This window comes from Streptomyces sp. MMS24-W38 (assembly GCF_059889265.1).
Map to the genome: position 1 here is coordinate 506,605 of NZ_JCBCPP010000001.1, position 20,939 is coordinate 527,543.

The 20,939-nt window shown below is 69.7% G+C and carries 15 protein-coding genes and 2 pseudogenes; 3 read left to right on the forward strand and 14 right to left on the reverse strand.

The window, feature by feature from the left end; all coding sequences use genetic code 11:
* Positions 1 to 408 precede the first annotated feature (408 nt).
* The 11 genes and pseudogenes from AC6F7H_RS01290 to AC6F7H_RS01340 form a co-directional block, all read right to left on the reverse strand.
* Positions 409 to 619, reverse strand: a pseudogene (locus tag AC6F7H_RS01290) (DUF5655 domain-containing protein); the annotation flags it as partial.
* A 652-nt stretch (positions 620 to 1,271) separates the two neighbouring features.
* A complete protein-coding gene (locus AC6F7H_RS01295) occupies positions 1,272 to 2,018 on the reverse strand; it encodes a TatD family hydrolase (protein ID WP_500754655.1) in 747 nt (248 codons plus the stop codon).
* Entirely contained in the window at positions 2,015 to 3,349 is a 1,335-nt protein-coding gene (qatC, locus tag AC6F7H_RS01300) for a Qat anti-phage system QueC-like protein QatC (RefSeq protein ID WP_500754657.1), read from the reverse strand. Before qatC ends, AC6F7H_RS01295 begins: the two co-directional genes overlap by 4 nt.
* Positions 3,346 to 4,059, reverse strand: coding sequence for a Qat anti-phage system associated protein QatB (locus AC6F7H_RS01305; RefSeq protein WP_500754659.1), 714 nt, complete (start codon positions 4,057 to 4,059; stop codon positions 3,346 to 3,348). Before AC6F7H_RS01305 ends, qatC begins: the two co-directional genes overlap by 4 nt.
* Positions 4,060 to 6,024: a KAP family P-loop NTPase fold protein gene (locus AC6F7H_RS01310; RefSeq protein ID WP_500754661.1), complete on the reverse strand. Its 1,965-nt coding sequence runs from the start codon at positions 6,022 to 6,024 to the stop codon at positions 4,060 to 4,062.
* Positions 6,025 to 6,798: 774 nt separating this feature from the next.
* The gene (locus AC6F7H_RS01315; RefSeq protein ID WP_500754662.1) at positions 6,799 to 7,812 is read right to left on the reverse strand and encodes a TIGR03842 family LLM class F420-dependent oxidoreductase; all 1,014 of its coding nucleotides are present in this window, start codon (positions 7,810 to 7,812) and stop codon (positions 6,799 to 6,801) included.
* Between the two features lie 43 nt (positions 7,813 to 7,855).
* Positions 7,856 to 9,247, reverse strand: coding sequence for a dihydropyrimidinase (gene hydA, locus AC6F7H_RS01320; protein ID WP_500754663.1), 1,392 nt, complete (start codon positions 9,245 to 9,247; stop codon positions 7,856 to 7,858).
* Positions 9,248 to 9,389: 142 nt separating this feature from the next.
* Positions 9,390 to 9,863 (reverse strand): annotated as a pseudogene (locus AC6F7H_RS01325) (amidohydrolase family protein); the annotation flags it as partial.
* 101 nt (positions 9,864 to 9,964) lie between these two features.
* Complete coding sequence (locus tag AC6F7H_RS01330) at positions 9,965 to 11,251, reverse strand: aspartate aminotransferase family protein (RefSeq protein ID WP_500754664.1); 1,287 nt, start codon at positions 11,249 to 11,251, stop codon at positions 9,965 to 9,967.
* Positions 11,248 to 12,090: a nitrilase-related carbon-nitrogen hydrolase gene (locus AC6F7H_RS01335; RefSeq protein WP_500754665.1), complete on the reverse strand. Its 843-nt coding sequence runs from the start codon at positions 12,088 to 12,090 to the stop codon at positions 11,248 to 11,250. Before AC6F7H_RS01335 ends, AC6F7H_RS01330 begins: the two co-directional genes overlap by 4 nt.
* A 195-nt stretch (positions 12,091 to 12,285) precedes the next feature.
* A complete protein-coding gene (locus AC6F7H_RS01340) occupies positions 12,286 to 12,609 on the reverse strand; it encodes a helix-turn-helix domain-containing protein (RefSeq protein ID WP_500754666.1) in 324 nt (107 codons plus the stop codon).
* Positions 12,610 to 12,641: 32 nt separating this feature from the next.
* Between AC6F7H_RS01340 and map the strand changes: the two genes are divergently transcribed.
* Together map and AC6F7H_RS01350 are read left to right on the forward strand one after the other, a co-directional pair.
* Positions 12,642 to 13,409 (forward strand): type I methionyl aminopeptidase, encoded by a 768-nt coding sequence (gene map, locus AC6F7H_RS01345; RefSeq protein WP_500754667.1) that lies wholly within the window; start codon positions 12,642 to 12,644, stop codon positions 13,407 to 13,409.
* Positions 13,410 to 13,715: 306 nt separating this feature from the next.
* The gene (locus AC6F7H_RS01350; protein ID WP_500754669.1) at positions 13,716 to 16,322 is read left to right on the forward strand and encodes an ATP-dependent Clp protease ATP-binding subunit; all 2,607 of its coding nucleotides are present in this window, start codon (positions 13,716 to 13,718) and stop codon (positions 16,320 to 16,322) included.
* A gap of 102 nt (positions 16,323 to 16,424) precedes the next feature.
* Here AC6F7H_RS01350 and ggt read toward each other — a convergent pair whose 3' ends face one another.
* Positions 16,425 to 18,245 carry a gamma-glutamyltransferase gene (ggt, locus tag AC6F7H_RS01355; protein WP_500754670.1) on the reverse strand — a complete coding sequence of 607 codons (1,821 nt, stop codon included), beginning with the start codon at positions 18,243 to 18,245 and terminating at the stop codon, positions 16,425 to 16,427.
* Between the two features lie 152 nt (positions 18,246 to 18,397).
* Here ggt and AC6F7H_RS01360 point away from each other — a divergent pair, with 152 nt between their 5' ends.
* Positions 18,398 to 19,228, forward strand: a complete 831-nt coding sequence (locus AC6F7H_RS01360) for a hypothetical protein (protein WP_500754672.1) — start codon at positions 18,398 to 18,400, stop codon at positions 19,226 to 19,228.
* A gap of 424 nt (positions 19,229 to 19,652) precedes the next feature.
* Here AC6F7H_RS01360 and AC6F7H_RS01365 read toward each other — a convergent pair whose 3' ends face one another.
* Positions 19,653 to 20,063 carry a DUF6278 family protein gene (locus AC6F7H_RS01365; protein WP_500754674.1) on the reverse strand — a complete coding sequence of 137 codons (411 nt, stop codon included), beginning with the start codon at positions 20,061 to 20,063 and terminating at the stop codon, positions 19,653 to 19,655.
* 94 nt (positions 20,064 to 20,157) lie between these two features.
* Complete coding sequence (locus AC6F7H_RS01370) at positions 20,158 to 20,937, reverse strand: exodeoxyribonuclease III (protein WP_500754676.1); 780 nt, start codon at positions 20,935 to 20,937, stop codon at positions 20,158 to 20,160.
* Between the last annotated feature and the right edge of the window lie 2 nt (positions 20,938 to 20,939).

Consider the following 20,939-nt stretch of genomic DNA (forward strand, 5'->3'; position numbering starts at 1 on the left):
AAGGTAGAACAGGATTCGGAGCACGCTTCTCCCCCAGCATCGAGCGACTGACGACAGTATGACGACTGCGGGTCTCTTCATGGCATGTGGTGGCGAGCCATGTGCGGACCTTTGGAGTTTCAGCGCCTCGGTCGGCCAATGCCGCACGTTCCAGCGAGAGCAGTTGCAGGGCTGTCGCGAGATCTGGAGCCGGGCTTCGACGGACCGGCAGTGCTCCTGAAGGTTGGCGTGCTTCTTCTTCAGCTCCTCGAAGGCGTCGGTGGACCACGCATGCTTCGACCTCTTGGCCCGTCGCGAGCGGCCTCGGCCTGGAAGAGGTCCTTCAGGTCGGGGTGCTGGTGGGTGAGGCGCCACCTCTTGAGGTCGGCCTCGTCGAGCAACAACAGTCGCTGGACACAGAACCGCACTGTACTGGACGATGACCGGCGAACCGTTCTTGTCCAGCCCGAGCGAACCGATCCGGCCCCCGTGGACCGGCCCGGTGCTGTACTCGCTCGCCCAGCAGCGCCTCCATGTTCGCCTCGACCAGGCGCTGCACATCGGTCTCTGCCTCAGCAAGACGCGGCGCGACCTCAGCCACGCCGCTACTGGTCGTGTGGAACAGCTTCAGGCCCGACACCTTCCCCTCCTCGGCTCACAGGGCACCAACGCCGAGAAAGGGAAGGATTGTTTCCGCAACGACCCTCAGCCGTGTGAAGATGGCGTGGACGGCGTCGCGTTGCCCCATGGGCCCACGCTGTCCCCCCGGTCCGCCGGACAGGGGCGGTTCCCCCCATGTGTCCCCCAGCTTTACTGAAGCGCCGTCAGTGCGAAAGTGCAGCTCAGGCGGGGTGCGGACTTCGACAGGCCGAGCGCCTTCTAAACGCCTGCTCTATAAAACTCAAATGCCCAGAAAACAGCGCCATCCCCCCAACTCTGCCGCCGCCAGCCAACGCGCTTAACTCGCATACCCGTGCGCATTTAGGCTTGATGAATCGGACGCACGGCGTGTACTGCCGTTGATCGCTGCCTCTCCCCTGCGGTGGCGTCCAGGATCACGTCCTGCTTAAGATCTCTGTGGGAACTGACTCTTCGGCAGCTGTATTCGTTCGGCCGGTCTACTTGTTCACGAGGTGCCTGGCAATTCCCTGAACCGCCACCGTCTCGACTTCCACTCAGTGAGCATGAGATACAGCGCTGGCACGCGTGACGAAGGAAGTGACTCTAGGGAGAACGAACCGGCCATTGACAGGAAAGAACTGGACGCTGTCTTTCCGCTTCACCCCCCGAACCTACTGGCCTTCACGACCCTTCAGGAGCTGCATCCGGTTGGCCTGGAATTGGCGGACGATGTCTTCGGGGGCGAGAGCCCATCGCGCAGCAAGGTGGGCGATGACGGCGGGCAGGTCTGCGGGGCGGGCCGGTCGCCCTCGGTGTCTGGCGAACGGGCCGTCGGTCTCCAGCAGGACGCGGTCGACGGGGAGTACGTCGATCAGCGGGCGGGCCTTGGCCGATTGGCACATGGCAGGGTTGATGGAGAACCACAGTCCGGCCGCCAGGGCGTCGTCCACCAAATTTCGAGGGCCGGTGTACCAATGCAGAATCGCAGCGGTGGCACCGCTCTGTGCGAGGCGAGTGAGGGTATCCTTCTCAGCGCCGCGGCTGTGGACCGTCATGGGCACCGAGAGGGCGCGGGGATCGGCCAGGATGGCCTCGAAGATTTTGAGCTGGGCGCGGCGCGTGCTGCGTCCGGCGGGTGAGTAATCCAGGCCGATCTCGCCGATCCAGGGGGCCTCGGGCAGCATGCGCAGGAACCGGGCCAGGTCAGCAGGGTTGAAGCTGTGGGCCCGGAGCGGGTGCATGCCCAGCGCGGTATGGACGCCCGGACGTCGGCCGAGCCGGGTGCGCGTCAGCCGGTACTCTCCGGGGTCCTCGGTGACGGCCACAATGTCGACCGAGGCATCGGCGGCTTCACGCAGGACATCGGCGGGGTCCTTGTATCCCGTCAGATGGCAGTGGGTGTCCAGCAGGCGATTCACGAGGTGTGTTCCAGTAGCTGTGCGAGCTGCCCCTGAGCGCCGGCTGTGATCCAGGTTCGGACCTCGGTACTGCCCCGGCTCCACAGGTCGACGTATGCCCGGCGCTCGCCGCGAGGCAGGGGCCCGTTACGCAGGATGTCGGTGGTGGGACGCCCTTCACGGGTGCCGGCCAGCACGGCACGCAGGTCGGCACTGCGTCCGGAGTCAGGCGCGAGCAGTTCGGGGTCGGTGAGCGCGTCCCAGGCGTAGTGCTCGGCCCGGTCCCAGCCGGCTCTGGCCATCGATGCCCGGCGGATCAGGCAGGGGAAGCAGTAGCCGCAGTTGCCCTGGGCCCGCTTGGCGTAGCGGGCAACCTCGGGGTGGGAGCAGGAGATACTCCCGGGAGCGAGTTCGCCCAGGAGGGCCCGGTTGCGGTTGCCGGTGAGCATCTCGCCCTTCGTCCTCAGCCGGTAGGGGTTGACGAGGGGGTTGGGCACCCCGATCGCTTGCTTGGCCTGTTCGAGGAGTGCCAGGTAGTGCGGATGGGTGGTACGGGTGCTGAAGCTGCCGCACCGTGCTCGGGTCAAGGGCACGTTGACGCCGATGTAGCCGTTCTCGGGCAAGTAGACCGGGACGTTCGGGCCGATGGAGGAGGCGACCGCGAGGGCGGTGCACAGGAACATCAGGGATCGTGAACGCGTGGTGGTCTCGCGACCGGGCGGCAGGGGCCTGGCCTGGACCGGATGGACGGGTCCGGGCCGCAGGAACAGGCGCAGCGAAATGACTCGCTGCCCGTAGTGAGCCTGCAGTCGGCGGAACAGTCGGTGCTGGGCCGCGGAGGTCTGCCCGCCTTCGTAGTGCGAGAGCAGGCACAGGCGCTGTTCGGGAACTTCCTCCAACAGGTCGATCACGCCGCATAGGGAGTCAAGACCGCCCGAGAACAGGCACACACCATCTGCAGCGATCTGGCCCTGGCCGTCCGAGTCCCGCTTTAATGTCGGGGCGTGTTGGGGGCGCGGATGCAGGGTCCATCGGTCGCCGGTCAGGAAGCGCAGCATGTCCTGTCCGGTTTCGATTGGCCAACCGGCAGCGTCGTGAACCGGAAATCCGAGGGCGAGGTCCCGTGTCCACGCGTCCTCGGTCCGGCTGCGCTCGCTCACCCGGTCCGCGACATAGGCGCCGAACGCCATGACCATCAGATCTGCCGCCTGCCGGGTGGGTGTGAAGGACCGGAAGAATCCTCGACCGGCCTGCACCGTGGCGCCGGGCGAGCCGGGCATAAAGTCGAGCAGGATTCCGCTCGGCCGGTCGGGATCCTCGAACTTCGAGGTGCGCACCGTGAACTGCGTCATGCCAGTATCTCCAACGCTTGGTAGGCCAGCTCCAACGCGCCCTCGACGACGGCGCGGCCCTCCGGCCTCGACCAGTCCATGCTCAACGCGTTCTTGGGCAGTCTGATGGCCACACAGTCCTCGATGATCTGGCGCATCTGCCGGTCCGCGCGGCGCGCCGCCTCCGGGTCGGCGATCGTACCCAGCCGTTCCGCCACCACCGGCACTCGGTTGTAGATGTAGTGCGTCAAGAACAGTTCAAGCAGCCGCTCCACGTCGTTGCGGCTGGTGGCCTCGTTCTCCAGCTCCTCCCAGGTATCGGCGTCGCCGAACAGCTCGTCCAGCACATCGCAGACCGCGTCCCGGGCCGCTTGTCCGTCCAGGTCGCCGCCGGCCCCGGCCAGCTGTGTCACCAGTTCGTCGACGACCTCGAATCGATCCCGTCCGACCAGGTCGCCCAGGGACGCCTGGCGCAGCGCCTCACCCAAGCCTCCCGAGGCCACCCCTGCCAGTAGACCGCCCAGCCGCTGTGCCGCGCTGCGGCCGGCCGCAGCGCCGGCCGCAGCGGCAGACGCCCCACCCAGGACCGGCACGTGACGAGCCAGGACCACTGCAGCTCGGCTTCGGGGCGCTGAGCCACTGCTGATGTCGCGGGTGTACGCGGTGGCGGCGTGCTTCAGAGGCGTCCAGGCCCCGCCGGAGCCACTTGTACGGTCCGTGGAGGTTCCCATTCAGTGCCGTCCTCGTGCCTGGCGGGCCGCCCTGACGAACTCCCCAGACGCGCTGGCCTCCCACCCGTTCAAGAGTGCCCTGACGGCGGGGTCGGCCGCCGGGAGTCGACGGACCAGGGTGGTGAGTTTCGGCCGGAGAATCTCCAACGGAATGACTCTGAGCCGATCGCACACGCCCGGTGCGATGCCGGGGATCCGCTCACACAGTTCCGCCGCACCATCCGTGGCCGCACCGGCGGGATCGCGCTCGACCGCCTGCAGAAGGTGGTCCACAAGCATCGGAAGATCCGCCGAAGCCACACTCTCCGCCACCTGCCGCACCGCTACCCGACGCCGCGAAACCACGTCGGACTGAAGGTGCCCGAGCAGCTCCTGGATGTGTGCCGGCAGGAGCGTGGTGGTGGCGCCGAGGGTCAGTTTGGCCCGTGCGAAGGTGAAGTACGGACCGAGATCTACCCCTCCCAGCGCTGGCTCCATCCTGAGCCAGGCGTCGATGTGAGACTGCTCGGCCCAGGTACGCACCTCCTCGTCCGGCCCGCTTGCGGTGGCCGCTTCCTGGCCCGCCGGGCGACGGACCGTGCCTCGCGTACCACCACGGGACCCGGGAGCGGAAGGAGCCTCGGGTGCCTCGTTCGTGGCGGGCTCGGGCTCGTCGGCTCCCCCTGAGCCTCGAGCGTGCTGTTCGGCTGCGGAGAGCCAGTTCCCCCCGTCCCTCACCGGCCCGGCGGACTGCCAGTCGAAAAGTTTCTGGAAATCGCTCAGGTACTGCGTCTCCAGCACCATGAGCTTGGCCAGGACCGCCGCGTCCAACGTCGTACCGCGCCGCTCGGCGCTGGCCAGGCGCATTTTGAGGGTGTTCAGAAACCGTTTGATCTGGCGGGGGTTGCCCCTCAGCCCGCTGCCGAGCACCGGCGCGACGGCAGCGGCCCACATCATGTCCCGGTACAGCTCCTGCGGCATGTCGGCCCCCAGGGTGTCCGAGGCCATGCCGACGTTCAAGGCGACTCCGAGCGCGCTGCCGCGCCGACGCTGGTCGACCGCCTCCTTCACCGCCGTGAACTGATCCTGGGGGAGGTGCAGTTCGGACAGGAGGAGGTGCATGTAGGTTTCGGCCTCCGGCGCGGAGAGCGCCGGAATGTTGATCTCGACCTGGAGCATCTTCTCCAGGTACTCCGCCCCCAGTCCGGATGTCCCGGAACGTCCCAGTCCCGGGTAGCGCTGGTTGATGGCGGCCTGAACGACCTCGGCGTGGGCAGCGATGACGAACGCGCTCTTGTCAACGTTCAGGAAGAGTCGAATCGCTTCGAAGGTGTCCACGACGGTAGGGGGCAGGCACCGGTCCAAGTCGTCGATCAACACGATCACGGCCCGGACCTTGTGCAAGGATTCCATCAGGTCAGCGAACTGCTGCCGAAACGCGCCCGCCGCTATGGGCTCAGGTTCCTTATCGGAACTCTCCGCGGCGGAGTCCTGGGATGCTTCCGTCGAGCCGACCATGCCCTGAGCCATCATGGATGCTGTCTCCGCCAGGCCAGGATCCACAGCGCCGGCGGCCATCGCGGCACCGACGGGCAGAGCCGCGCCGACCAGCCTCCGTACTGGTCGGCGCAAGCTCGTGGCCATGCGCCTGAGACGCCCAACCTGCTCGGCCTGTGGGCCATCTGCGTCGACCTCCTGCTGGAGGCGTGCCAGGACCGCCTCCGTCAGAGCGGCCTTGACGTCCTCGTACCCCTCGTACTGCCACGGACTGAACGAAACGACGACAAAGTGCCCTGCCTCGTTGTCCGAAAGGTCCGCCAGCTCTGCTGAAACGATCTTCAATAGGCTGCTCTTGCCGGACCCCCAACCACCGAGGACGCCCATCGTCAGCGGTAGCAGCCGCGGCTGGGTGAGCGCGACGACCATCTCGTCCACGAGGAAGTCGAAACCGAGCAGGTCCAGATCCGTCTCGTTGTCCGACCACATGGCGCCTCCCCCATGTACCGCACGGCCCCCTACCGTGTGTTTCCGTGATCATAAGGGCGACCGGCCGAAATGAGACCCTCTTCGGTGATATCCGTAGTCACCCTGGCCACTCGGGACCCCGCGCCACAAAGGTTCGGTCCACAGTTCACCCCTCGGCACCGGCGCGCACCAACACCGGGAGTAAGGTTTCGGCCACCTTGTAGACGAAGAGGACACCCACCAGCTCATCGGTGGCGTAGCCACGCGGTTCGCCCCCCATCCCGACAGTCTTCTCGGCGCACATCCAGCTGCGCCATCACGGGATCACCACGTGGACCAGCAGCGGCGCAAAGACGAAAGTGCGTTCCCCGGGCACCCCGAGCACGGGAGTCTCCTGGGAATTCTCTGGGACTCCCGGCTGGATCGACCGGCATGAGCATGAAACGCCCGAAAGATCATCCATGCTGGTCAGAGCATCGCTACCGCCCACCACAGCAGGTCGCAGGGCTCGCTGACTCCTTCCAAGACATGCGATCGGAGCGGTGCCCCCGGTCTGCACTCAAGTTACCTGACACCCCATCAGAACGAGCGCCAAATGAGCGTCACGAGCGTCATTTCAGCGTCAAGATATCGCCCGTAACGCCCACACCGCACATAATGCGCACGGGTAAAACCGCAGGTCAGGAGCCCTTAGCCGCCGGTTCAAGGATGGCAACGCACTCCACGTGGTGCGTCATCGGGAACAGGTGGATGGCCGCCGTTCAGCTGCATCGGTGCCCGGACCGAACAACCTCGTCAGCGAAGGGCGGGGATGATGTCGGTGCCGTAGGCGTCGATGGTGGCTTCGCGGTTGTCGTGCATGTCGTAGACGGCGAACTGGTCGACGCCCAGGTCCTTGAGGTGCCGGAGCTTGTCGATGTGGGCCTCGGTGGGGCCGAGGAGGCAGAAGCGGTCGACGATCTCGTCCGGGATGAAGTCGGTGGACGGGTTGTCGGCGCGGCCGTGGTGGCTGTAGTCGTAGCCGTGGCGGTCCTTGATGTACGTGGTGAGCTCGTCGGGGACCATGGCGGAGTGCTCGCCGTACTTGGCGACGAGGTCGGCGACGTGGTTGCCGACCATGCCGCCGAACCACCGGCACTGGTCCCGGGCGTGCGCCAGGGCATCGGGCGAGTCGTCGGCCGTGACATATGCGGGCGCGGCGACGCAGATCGTGAGGGCGTCGGGGTCCCGGCCGGCGTCCTGGGCCGCCTTCCGTACCGCCTTGACCATCCATTCGGTGAGGAAGGGGTCGGCGAGCTGGAGGATGAAGCCGTCGGCCTTCTGGCCGGCGAGCGCCAGCGCCTTCGGGCCGTACGCGGCCATCCAGACCGGCAGCTTGCCGTTCTGGATCCACGGGATGCGGACCGGGTTGCCGTCGACCAGCGCCTCCCGGCCCTCGGCGAGGTCGCGGATGACCTCGATGGCCTCGCCGAGCCGGGCCAGGGTGTTGGGCTTGCGGCCGGCGACACGCATCGCGGAGTCGCCGCGGCCGATGCCGCAGACGGTCCGGTTGCCGTACATGTCGTTGAGGGTGGCGAAGGTGGAGGCCGTGACCTCCCAGGTGCGGGTGCCGGGGTTCGTCACCATCGGACCCACGTGCAGCTTCGTGGTGTGTTCCAGGATCCGGCTGTAGATGACGAAGGGCTCCTGCCACAGCACGGCCGAGTCGAAGGTCCAGCCGTAGCGGAAGCCGTTGCGCTCCGCCCGGCGCATCAGCCCGACGACCTGCGACGCCGGCGGGTCGGTCTGCAGGACGAGTCCGAAGTCCAACGCGGGACCTCCAGTTCAAATCGGTGCGGGGAGGTCCTGGGGGTCAGCCCAGGTACTGGCAGGTGGAGCGCGGGACGAACGTGCCGTGGCCGGCGTGACCGACGTACTTGCGCTGGTCGATGACGACCTCACCCCGCGAGAGCACGGTCTCGACCTGGCCGGTCACCGTCTTCCCCTCGTACGCCGAATAGTCGACGTTCATGTGGTGAGTCTCGGCCGAGAGTGTCTGGGTGACGTGCGGGTCGTAGATCACCACGTCGGCGTCGGCGCCCGGCGCGATCGTGCCCTTCTGCGGGTAGAGGCCGAACATCCGGGCCGGGGTCGCGCAGGCGATCTCGATCCAGCGGCGGCGTGAGATGTGCCCTTCGACGACAGCCTGGTGCAGCAGGTCCATCCGGTTCTCGACGCCAGGCAGGCCATTGGGGATCTTCGAGAAGTCGCCCCGGCCCAGCTCCTTCTGGCCCACGAAGCAGAACGGGCAGTGATCCGTCGACACCACCTGGAGGTCGTTCGTCCGCAGACCCCGCCACAGCGCCGCCTGATGCTCCTTCGGCCTCAGCGGCGTCGAGCACACGTACTTGGCGCCCTCGAAGTCCGGCTCCGCCAGATTGTCCGTCGACAGGAACAGGTACTGCGGGCAGGTCTCGCCGAACACCGGCAGCCCCATGTCCCTCGCCGCCGCCAGCTGCGCCACCGCCTCCTGGGCCGAGACGTGGACGACGTAGAGCGGCGCGCCGGCCACCCGGGCGAGCTGGATCGCCCGGTGGGTCGCCTCCGCCTCAAGGAGCGTCTTGCGGACCTCCCCGTGATGGCGCGGATCGGTCTCGCCGCGGGCCAGGGCCTGCTCCACCAGGGCGTCGATCGCGATGCCGTTCTCCGCGTGCATCATGATCAGACCGGCCGTGTCACCAGCAACCTGCATCGCCCGCAGGATCTGGCCGTCATCCGAATAAAAGACCCCCGGATAGGCCATAAACAATTTGAACGAGGAAATGCCATGCTCGATGAGCTTCGGCATCTCCTTGAGCGTCGCCTCGTTCACGTCCGACATGATCATGTGGAACGCGTAGTCGATCGCGCACTTCCCGTCCGCCTTCTCCAGCCAGGCATTCAGGCCGGCCTGCAGCGAATGGCCCTTCGACTGCACCGCGAAATCAACGATCGTCGTCGTCCCGCCCCACGCCGCCGCCCGCGTCCCCGTCTCGAACGTGTCCGAAGCGAACGTCCCACCGAACGGCAGCTCCATATGCGTGTGCGCGTCGACCCCACCCGGGATCACGTACTTCTGCGACGCGTCGATAACACGGTCAGCCGTCCACTCCTGCGTCCCCGGCGCCGCCAACGCCACCAGCCGGCCGTGCTCGATCAGCACATCCGCGTGCACCTCGTCCGCGGCCGTGATCACAAGACCACCGGTAATCAGAGTCCGAGTCATTTCCCAGCCATCCCCTCATACCCGCCGACCACGCCACCACTGACACAGGCCGGGACCACGCCCCGGCCCACCCGCCCCCTCACGCCGCCATCTCGCACGGCACACGGCCTACTCCGCTAGAAAACCCCTGGTCACGCGGCCAAATGAAACCCTTGAACGACGTGATCCCCTCTTCCACCAGAAGGTCCATTTCCTTCAGTGTCTTCGGATTCACGTCGGAGACGATCATGTGGAAGCCGTAGTCGACGGCGCAGTTGCCCTCGGCCTTGGCGTGCCAGGCGTCCAGCCCTTCGCGCAGGGAGCGGCCGACGCTCTGCACCGCGAAGTCGACGACGGTGGTGGTGCCGCCCCAGGCGGCGGCCCGGGTGCCGGTCTCGAAGGTGTCGGAGGCGAAGGTGCCGCCGAACGGCAGCTCCATGTGGGTGTGGGCGTCGACGCCGCCCGGGATGACGTACTTGCCGGTGGCGTCGATGACCCGGCCGTCGGTGAACGCGGCGGCGGCCGGGGTGCCGGAGGCGGCGAGGGCGGCGATGCGGCCGCCCTCGATCAGGACGTCGGCGTGGATCTCGTCGGAGGCGGTGATGACGAGGCCACCACGGATGACGGTACGGCTCATGCGTTGACCCTCCGCTGGATTGTGGTGGAGAGGTGCGGGTCGCCGGTCGGGGGTCGCGCGGTTCTCGCGCGACCCCCGACCGGGCCCGGCCCTTCGGGCCGCTACAGTGCGCTCCGCAGCGCGTGTTCGAGGATCGCGGCTCCCTCCTCGGCCTCCGCCACGCTGAGGGACAGCGGTGGGGCGATGCGCAGGGCGCTGGTGTTGTGGCCGCCGCCCTTGCCGATGAGCAGTCCGCCCCGGCGGGCGGCCTCCAGTACGGCGGAGGCGGCCTGCGGGTCGGCCTCGTCGGTGCCCGGTTTCGTCAGCTCGATGCCGATCATCAGCCCGCGCCCGCGCACCTCCCGTACCGCGGGCACCTGGGCGGCGACGGCCCGCAGGCGTTCGAGGAGCATGCCGCCGACCCGCCGGGCGTTGCCCTGGAGGTCGTGCTCCAGCAGGTAGGTGAGGTTGGCCAGGCCGGCCGCCATGGTGACCTGGGTGCCGCCGAACGTCGAAATGCTGTTGGCGTCCAGGCAGTTCATGATCTCGGCGCGGGCGATGACACCGCCGATGGACATGCCGTTGCCGATGCCCTTGGCGAAGGTCACGATGTCGGGTGGGCCACTTCGGGCGTGGGCCTGCCAGCCCCAGAAGTGGTCGCCGGTGCGGCCCCATCCGGTCTGCACCTCGTCGGAGATCCACAGGATGCCGTGTGCGTTCAGCACCTCGCGGAACGCCGCGTACAGCCCGTCGGGTGGTGAGGTGAAGCCGCCGACGCCCTGGATCGGTTCGGCGATCAGTGCCGCGGGCGGGCGGGTGTGGCCGAGCAGGTCCTTGAGGTCGTCGACGCAGGCCGCGATGAAGTCGTCGTCGCCGAGCGACGCGTACGGGCCTCGGGTGCGCACACCGCCGTGCACGTACAGGGTCTGCAGCGGGGACAGCGAGGTCGGGGACCAGCCGCGGTTGCCGGTGACGCCGACCGCGCTGAAGGAGCGGCCGTGGTAGCTGTTGCGCATCGCCAGGACCGAGTTGCCGCGCCGGTAGGTGGTGGCGAGCAGCAGGGCGGTGTCGTTCGCCTCGGTGCCGGAGGTGGTGAAGAAGACCCGGGCGTCCGGGATGCCACTCAACTGGGCCACACGTTCTGCGAGTTCGACCATCTGTCGGTCGAGGTAGAGGGTGGAGGAGTGGATGATCCGCCCGGCCTGCTCGGCGACCGCCTTCGTCACCTCGGGCAGGGCGTGGGCGGTCATGGTGGTGAGGATGCCGCCGAAGAAGTCGAGGTACCGGTTGCCCGCGGAGTCCCAGACGTGGCGGCCCTCGCCGTGGGTGATCTCGATGGGCTCCTCGTAGTAGAGGGCGAGCCAGTCGGGGAGCACGGAGCGGTGGCGGCCCAGCAGGTCGTCGGTCACGGCCGCACCAGTCCCTCGTAGGCGTCGGGGCGGCGGTCGCGGTAGAACGCCCACTGCTGCCGTACGTCCTCGATGAGGTCGAAGTCGAGGTCCCGGACCACGAGTTCCTCCTTGCTGTCGCTGGCGACGTCGCCGACGAACTGGCCACGGGGGTCGACGAAGTACGAGGTTCCGTAGAAGTCGTTGTCCCCGTACTCCTCCTGGCCCACCCGGTTGATCGCGGCGACGAAGTACTCGTTGGCGACGGCCGCGGCCGGCTGTTCCAGCTGCCAGAGGTAGGACGAGAGGCCGCGGTGCGTGGCCGACGGGTTGTAGACCAACTGGGCTCCGTTCAGCCCGAGTTGTCGCCAGCCCTCCGGGAAGTGGCGGTCGTAGCAGATGTAGACGCCGACCTTGCCGACGGCGGTGTCGAAGACGGGCCAGCCGAGGTTTCCGGGCTTGAAGTAGAACTTCTCCCAGAACCCCTTGACCTGGGGGATGTGGTGCTTGCGGTACTTGCCGAGGACGGTGCCGTCGGCGTCGACCACGACCGCGGTGTTGTAGTAGAACCCCGACTGCTCGACCTCGAACACCGGCACGACGATCACCATGCCGGTCTCGCGGGCCAGTTCCCGCATCCGGTGGACGGTCGGCCCGTCGGGCACGGGTTCGGCCCAGCGGTAGTGCTCGGCATCCTGGACCTGGCAGAAGTAGGGGGCGTTGAAGACCTCCTGGAACCCGATGATCTTCGCACCCTGCCGGGCCGCCTCGCGGGCGTGCTCCTCGTGTTTCGCCACCATGGACTCCGTGTCGCCGGTCCAGGTGGCCTGGACCAGGGCGGCTCGTACGACGTGTGCCATGAGCTACTCCTTCGACGCGACGTCAGCGCCTCTACGCCCGTAGAAACGGTTGTAGAGGGACGAACGTAAGCCTCTCGGGCGGCCTTGCCAAGACCATCGTCGTCAACCCGCGGGGTCGATCATGATTCGCACTCCGGTGGGTGAGTCCCCGTCCCGGGCCCGGTTCCAGACCCTGCCCCGGGCCCGGTCCCGGGCTCAGGCAGCGACCGACGGCGGGACGGGCGGCGGGACGGAGGGCGGGACGGAGGGCACGGCAGGCGGTACGACGGGCGGTACGGCCGGGGCGCAGCGGTTCACCAGCTCGTCCATCGACAGGTCGAGCGCGCGGGCGAGGGCGGCCACCGTGAAGAACGCCGGGGTGGGGGCCCGCCCGGTCTCGATCTTCCGGAGGGTCTCCGGGGAGATGCCCGCGCTCGCCGCGACCCGCGCCATGCTCCGGTCGCCGCGCGCCTCACGCAGCAGCCGGCCGAGCCGCTCGCCGCGTTCGCGTTCTTCGGGGGTGAGGGGGGTGCGCACCATTCCGTCATTCTAATGCCGGTATAGTAATTGGCATGGTGGAGTTGAAGACCGACATGTCGATCGCCGCGATGTACGAGGCGGGCCAGGTCGTCGCGGACGCCCTGAAGGCCGTACGGAAGGCCGCCGGGGTGGGTGTTTCCCTGCTGGAGCTGGACGAGGTGGCCCGTGAGGTGCTGCGCGGGGCGGGGGCGGGCTCGCCCTTCCTGGGCTACCGGCCCTCCTTCGCCCCGACCCCGTTCCCCGCCGTCCTCTGCGCGTCGGTCAACGACGCGATCGTGCACGGCGTCCCGGACGGCTACCGGCTGTGCGACGGCGACCTGGTGTCCGTGGACTTCGGCGCCGAGCTGGGCGGCTGGGTCGGCGATTCGGCGATCAGTTTCATCGTGGGCACCCCGCGTGCGGGCGACGTGAGGCTGATCGAGACCGCCGAGCGGGCCTTGGCGGCGGGCATCGAGGCCGCCGTCGTCGGCAACCGTGTCGGGGACATCGCACACGCGATCGGCACGGTGTGCCGCGCGGCGGGCTACGGCATCCTGGACGGCTTCGGCGGGCACGGCATCGGTCGCCGTATGCACGAGGACCCGCCCGTCCCCAACGAGGGCCGGCCGGGCCGGGGCATGCCGCTGCGGCACGGCATGGTGCTGGCGATCGAGCCCATGCTCATCGGCGGCGGCACCGACGGCTTCCGCACCGCGCCCGACGGCTGGACCCTGCGCACCGTCGACGGCTCGCGCGCCGCCCACGCCGAACACACCGTCGCGATCACCGCCGCCGGCCCCCGCGTCCTGACCGCCCGCTGAGCACGGCTCCCGCGAGGCCCCGCGGGCCTGCCGCGGGCATGCTCCGCACGGCCCGCTTCCGAGGTGCTGCGCCGAAGCGATCGTGCGAAGGTGTTTTCTACGAGCGCGCCGCAGGCAGCACACACGCCACACGCACACCGTGCGGGCCCCCTACGCACCGCGGGGACACGTACGGGTGTAACCGGGAGACGGTCGGGCACCCGCGTCCGGACCGTACGTCGAGCAGTGAGCGCGCCCCGGGGCTCCTTCGGGTTCCCGGTTCCGCCCGGCCCAGGGGATCCCGCGGGGGCGCCGGAACGGATGTCCATGAGCAGCGGGTTCACGGGTCCGCAGGGCTACGGCCCGGACCCCTTCGGAGAATTCCTCGCACGCTTCTTCGGCGGGCCGCGCCCCCGGCAGATCGACATCGGCCGGCTGCTGAGCCAGCCGGCCAGGGAGCTGGTGCGCGGCGCCGCGCAGTACGCCGCCGAGCACGGCAGCCGGGACCTGGACACCCAGCACCTGCTGCGCGCCGCGCTCGCCACCGAGCCGACCCGCGACCTGATCAGCCGGACGGGCACGGATCCCGACTCGCTGGCGGCGGAGATCGACGAACGGTCCGGGCCCGTCCAGCACGGGCCGGACGACGCCCCGCCGCCGACGTCGCTCTCGCTGACCCCCGCCGTCAAACGGGCCCTGCTGGACGCCCACGACATGGCCCGGTCGACCGGGGCCGGCTACATCGGCCCGGAGCACGTCCTCAGCGCCCTGGCCGCCAACCCCGACTCGGCCGCCGGGCACATCCTGAACTCGGCCCATTTCACCTCCGCCGGGATGCCGCTGCCGGACGCCGCGCCGGACGCCGCGCCGCCGCGCCCCGAGCGGCCCCGCCCCGCGACGGGCACGCCGACGCTGGACAAGTACGGCCGTGACCTGACCGAGCTGGCCCGTGAGGGCCGGATCGACCCGGTGATCGGGCGGGAGGAGGAGATCGAGCAGACCGTCGAGGTGCTCTCCCGGCGCGGCAAGAACAATCCGGTGCTGATCGGTGACGCGGGCGTCGGCAAGACCGCCGTGGTGGAGGGGCTGGCGCAGCGGATCGCCGACGGGGACGTGCCCGACGTGCTCATGACCCGGCGGGTGGTCTCACTCGACCTGGCGGGCGTGGTCGCCGGTACCCGCTACCGGGGCGACTTCGAGGAGCGGCTGAACACCATCGTCGACGAGATCCGCGCCCACTCCGACCGGCTGATCGTCTTCATCGACGAGCTGCACACCGTCGTGGGCGCCGGTGGCGGCGGCGAGGGCGGTTCGATGGACGCCGGCAACATCCTCAAGCCGGCGCTGGCCCGCGGCGAGCTGCACATCGTGGGCGCGACCACGCTGGAGGAGTACCGGCGGATCGAGAAGGACGCGGCGCTGGCCCGCCGCTTCCAGCCGGTCATGGTGCCGGAACCCACGCCCGCGGACACGGTCGCGATCCTGCGCGGACTGCGCGACCGGTACGAGGCCCACCACCAGGTCCGCTACACCGACGAGGCGCTGGTGGCGGCCGTGGAGCTGTCCGACCGCTACCTCAGCGAGCGCCGCCTGCCGGACAAGGCGATCGACCTGATCGACCAGGCCGGCGCCCGGGTTCGGCTGCGGGCCCGGACCAAGGGCACGGACGTACGCGCCATGGAGCAGGAGCTGGAGCAGCTGACCTACGACAAGGACCAGGCCGTCGCCGACGAGAAGTACGAGCAGGCGACGCAGTTGCGCGACCGCATCGGCGAACTGAAGGAGCGGATCGCCGATGCCGGCGGTGAGGGCCGGGTCGACGAGGGACAGAGCCTGGTGGTGGACGCCGAGGCGATCGCGGAGGTGGTCTCCCGGCAGACCGGCGTCCCGGTCAGCAGGCTCACCGAGGAGGAGAAGGACCGGCTGCTGGGCCTCGAGGAGCACCTGCACCAACGGGTCATCGGCCAGGACGAGGCGGTGCGGGCGGTCTCGGACGCGGTGCTGCGCTCCCGGGCCGGGCTCGCCAGCCCCGACCGGCCGATCGGCAGCTTCCTGTTCCTCGGGCCGACCGGTGTCGGCAAGACGGAGCTGGCCCGGGCGCTGGCCGAGGTTCTGTTCGGCAGCGAGGACCGGATGGTGCGCCTCGACATGAGCGAGTACCAGGAGCGGCACACGGTCAGCCGGCTGGTCGGTGCCCCGCCCGGATACGTCGGCCACGAGGAGGCGGGGCAGCTGACCGAGGTGGTGCGCAGGCATCCGTACTCGCTGCTGCTCTTCGACGAGGTGGAGAAGGCTCACCCGGACGTCTTCAACATCCTGCTCCAGGTCCTCGACGACGGCCGGCTGACCGACTCCCAGGGCCGGACGGTGGACTTCAGCAACACCGTCATCGTGATGACCAGCAACCTCGGTTCCGAGGCGATCACCCGGCGCGGTGCGACGCTGGGCTTCGCGACGGGCGGCGCGGAGGCGGACGAGGAGGCTCGGCGCGAGCAGATCCTGCGGCCGCTGCGGGAGCACTTCCGGCCCGAGTTCCTCAACCGGATCGACGAGGTGGTGGTGTTCCGCCAGCTCACCGCCGTGGAACTGCGGCAGATCACCGATCTGCTGCTGGAGGGGACGCGACGCGGCCTGCGGGGCCAGGGCGTCACGGTCGAGTTCACCGACGCCGCCGTGGACTGGCTGGCGCAGCGAGGCCATCAACCCGAGTACGGGGCGCGGCCGTTGCGCCGCACCATCCAGCGCGAGGTCGACAACCAGCTGTCCCGGCTGCTGCTGGACGGCAGCGTCCAGGGCGGCGACCGGGTGACGGTGGACACGGCGGACGGGAACCTCACGTTCCGGACCGGGGCGAGGGACGGGACCGGCGCCGAGCCCGTCGGCCCCGAGCCCGGCGGGGCCGGGCCCGGGGAGGCACCGGCTTCCGGGCGGTGAGCCGGGTGGGCCGGACGCCCCTCCGACCCCCGCTCACCGCGCCGGAGGGTGCCGTTCCCCGACCCACGGGCCGGCTCACGGTCCGCGGGCCACCTCACCGGGTCACCGGCGCTCCGGGTGCACGACCATCGCGGAACCGCCGCCCCGGCGGGTCTTCTCCGCCGCGGCGAGCCACCGGCCGTCCGGCAGCCGCTGCACAGCGGTGGTCGCGCCGATCTCCGGGTTCTCCTGGAACGAGTGCCCGATCGCCTCCAGTTTCTTCCGCAACGCGCTGTCGTACAGGCCGGGTTCGAGGTCCGTGCGGGCCGTGTTGCGCTGGCTGGCGCGCGGCGCGGCGATCGCGTCGACCAGCGGCAGACCTCGGTCGAGGAACCCGGTGAGGGTTTGCAGCACGGTGGTGATGATGGTCGAACCACCGGGTGAACCGAGCGCCACGACCGGCCGGTCGTGCCGGTCGAGCACGATCGTCGGGGCGATCGAGGACCGGGGCCGCTTGCCGGGCCCCGGCAGGTTCGGGTCGTGCACGGCCGGGTTCGCCGGGGCGAAGGAGAAGTCCGTCAGCTCGTTGTTGAGCAGGAAGCCGCGGCCGGGCACGGTGATGCCGCTGCCACCGGTCTGCTCGATGGTGAGGGTGTAGGCGACGACGTTGCCCCACCGGTCGGCGGTGGTGAGGTGCGTGGTGTTCTCGCCCTCGTACGTCGTCGGGGCCGCGGTGCCTCCCGCCGCGCAGGGCGCGGGATCGCGCGGGTCGCCGGGTGCGAGCGGGCTGGTGAGGGCCGCGTCGTCCTCGATGAGGCACTCGCGGGAGTCGGCGTACCGCTGGGAGAGCAGTTCCTTCGTGGGGACGTCCTCGAAGGCGGGGTCGCCGAGCCAGCGCCCCCGGTCCGCGAACGCGATGCGGCTCGCTTCGATGAAGCGGTGCAGGTAGCGGGCGTCGTCCGCCCGGGAGAGGTCGGTCCGCTCCAGGATGTTGAGGGCCTCGCCGACCGTGGTGCCGCCGGAGGAGGAGGGCGCGACGGAGTAGACGTCCAGACCGCGGTACGACGTCTTCGTGGGCGGCTGGGACCTGGCGCGGTACGCCGCGAGGTCCCGGGTGGACAGTTCGCCGGGGCGGGCGTTCCAGCCGGAGTCCGGGTCCACAGGCGGTTCGTTGACCGTGTTCACGATGTCCCGGCCGATGCCGCCCCGGTACAGCGCGTCGACGCCCTTGCGGCGCAACTCCGCGTAGGTGCGGGCGAGATCGGGGTTCTTGAAGGTGGAGCCGACGACCGGGAGCCGGCCGCCCGGCAGGAACAGCTCGGCGGTGTCGGGGAAGTGGCGGAAGCGGGTCTCGTTGGCGGCGGTCTGCGCGCGGAAGGTCTCGTCGACGGTGAAGCCCTCGCGGGCGAGCCGCTCGGCGGGCCCCAGGACCGCGTCGAGCCGTTTGCTGCCCCACATGTCCAGCGCCCGCTGCCAGGTGGCCGACGTGCCGGGGGTGCCGACGCCGAGGCCGCTGCTGACGGCCTCGGCGAAGGGGATCGGCGCGCCGTCCTCCAGGAAGAGACCGGAGTCTGCGGTCAGCGGAGCGGTCTCGCGTCCGTCGATCGTGTGCACGGTGCGGGAGCGGGCGTCGTAGTGGACGAAGTAGCCGCCTCCGCCGATGCCGGCCGAGTAGGGCTCGGTGACGCCGAGCGCGGCGGCGGTGGCGACGGCCGCGTCGACGGCGTTCCCGCCCTTCCTGAGGACCTCGATCCCGGCGGCTGTGGCGTCGGCGTCGACGCTGGAGACCGCGCCTCCGTGGCCGACGGCCACCGGGGTCTTGGCGGGGGGCAGGCCGGGCCCACCGCCCTGCGTGGCTGCCGGTGACGGCGCTGCCGCTCCCGACGAGACCACGATGGCGGCGACCGCCGCGACCGTGAGCTTCCGTCCGACACGATGACGCATTCGCACCTCCGTTGAAGGGCCGTTCGCGCAGCCGCATTCATCGCCATGCCCACATCAGGAAGGTCGCGGGGCGCGCCGCCGCGGCCTCTCGGACGCTCGTTCTCCGAACATCTCGAACATGGGTTTGCTCGAGCCCGCTAGCATGCGCGCCCATGAGTGACGACGTACGCAACATCGTTCTGGGTGTGGTCGCCTCCAGCCTCTTCGCCGCATTGGGCTGGATCGCCCGTACCTCCCTGTGGAAGCGCAGACTCCGGCGCAAGCAGGCCTTCTTCGGACTGCCGGAGAACTCCGAGTCGCTCCTCGTCGTCAACCGCGATCCTGCCACGGCGGAGCCGGCCGTGCACCGTTTCGACGTGTTCTCGCTGCTCGAGCTCTCGGCGCTGATCAAGGACTGCGGGGCGCACGTGCAGGTGGTCACGCAGGACGCGGCCCACCAGGGTTTCGGCGAGCGCACGGAGTTCTGCGTGGGAGGGCCCGCGTCGAACCGGCGGATGGTGGCACACATGGCGGCGATGCTGCCCGGGGTGCGCATCAACGTGGATCCGGAGCCCGGCCCGGACCGGGGCGCCTTCCGGATCGGCACCGAGCTCTACCGGATGGAACCGGGTGTCACCGAGTACGTCCTGCTCGCCCGGCTCACCGCCGGTGAACGGCGCGACACCCGGCCGGTGTTCCTGTTCTGCGGCCAGCGCGCGATCACCAACCAGGCCGCCACCCGGTACCTCGCCCGCAACCACGAGCAGCTGGCCCGCAAGCACGGCTCGAACTCCTTCGTCCTGCTGCTGAAGGTCATCAACTCGCAGGCGTACGGCCCCGATGTGGTGGACCTGGTGGGGGATGTGACCCGTGCGGCGCAGACTCCGCTGCCGGCGCCCGCCGTCTCGACGCCCTCGGCGGAGCCGCCGTCCGTGCCTGCTTCACCTGCTTCACCCGGATCACGCGGCGCACGCGGCTCACGCAGGAAGGAGCAGAAGTCCTGAGACCCCCATGGTGTTCGGGGCTCTGGGCCGCCGGTGAGCGGGCGCAACCCGTCCGGCGCGCAGCTGACCTTCTTCCCGCCGGTGGGCGGCCCGTGGTGCGGGTCGTCTCCACCGCGCGAGCAGTGATCTCCGACTGCCGCCGGACGGGACTGGCTTATGTGAACCGCCATCCGCAGGGGCGGGGCGGTAGGCCCCTCCCGGCGACAGCGTCCCCGCTCCGGCCGCGAAGTCCCCTCCCCACCGGATTGGAGAGCACATCGTAGTCGAGGTCCGGTGGGACGGACTTCCCCGCGTCATACCGTTCAGTACTTGAGGATCTTGGAAAGGAAGTCCTCGGCCCGGTCACCGCTCGAGTTCGTGGAGGACTCCCGGCACGCACCGTCCGGCCGTCAGCCATATCCGCGCCGGAGCGCGGCCCGGTGCCTCACGCCTCCGCGACCTCGGCGTACAGCTGCGACAACTCGGGCACCCCACTGGCGGCCCACTGGTGCCCGGAGTCCACGACGTCGAACTCCCGGCCGGAGGCGAGCCGTACGACGGGCTGTCCGTCGGACCGGATCCTCCAGGCGGCTCCCGGCACGGTGCGCACGATGACGGTGCCCAGATAGAGCCCGGCGTCGTTGCCCAGCCAGGTCAGCGTGTCCTCGTCGTCCCGCCAGCTCCCGGGCACCAGCTGGTCCAGCGCCTCCAACGAGGCCTGGGAGTCGTCCAGTCGGACTCCGGCACGGGAGGCCTGGGAGCGCAGCAGCTCGCACTCGGCGAGGAGTTCCGCGATGCCCTCGGGGTCACGGACTCCCGGCTTCTCACGCCTGTTGCCCAGGAAAGGGATGTTCATCCCCCCAGCCTGACATTCGTACCGCCGTCCGCACCACAGGCGCGCTGCCGGCCTCTCCCCCGAAGACCGTCACCCCGGGGACTGTCCCGGAGCCCTACACGTCGAGGTCCACCACGACCGGCGCGTGGTCCGAGGCGCCCTTGCCCTTGCGCTCCTCACGGTCGACGTACGCGTCGGAAACGGCCTTGGCGAACGGCTCGTTGCCGTATACCAGGTCGATGCGCATGCCGCGGTTCTTGGGGAAGCCGAGCTGACGGTAGTCCCAGTACGTGAACGGGTGGTCGTACTTCAGCGGGCGCGGGACGACGTCGGACAGGCCCGTCTCACGCAGGGAGGCCAGGGCGGCGCGCTCGGCGGGGGTGACATGGGTGGCACCCTCGAAGGCGGCGATGTCGTGGACGTCGTCGTCGGTCGGCGCCACGTTGTAGTCGCCGAGCACCGCGAAGGGGCGGTTGCCCGCCGCGTCCCCGGCCACGGCCGCCTTCAGCGCCTCGAACCACTGGAGCTTGTACGCGTAGTGGGGGTGGTCCACCTCGCGGCCGTTGGGCACGTACACCGACCAGACGCGGACCGGGCCGCAGGTCGCGGAGACGGCACGGGGCTCCACGGCACCGTCGTACCCCGGATCGCCGGGCAGGCCCTTGACGACGTCCTCGAGGCCCACGCGGGAGAGCACCGCCACGCCGTTCCACCGGCCGGTCGCGTGCACCGCTGACTCGTAGCCCAGCTCGCGCAGTTCCTCGGCCGGGAACCGCTCCTCGGCGACCTTGGCCTCCTGGAGGCACAGCACGTCCGTGCCGCTGCTCTCCAGCCAGGCCAGGAGCCTGGGCAGGCGGGCGGTGATCGAGTTCACGTTCCAGGTGGCGATGCGCATGT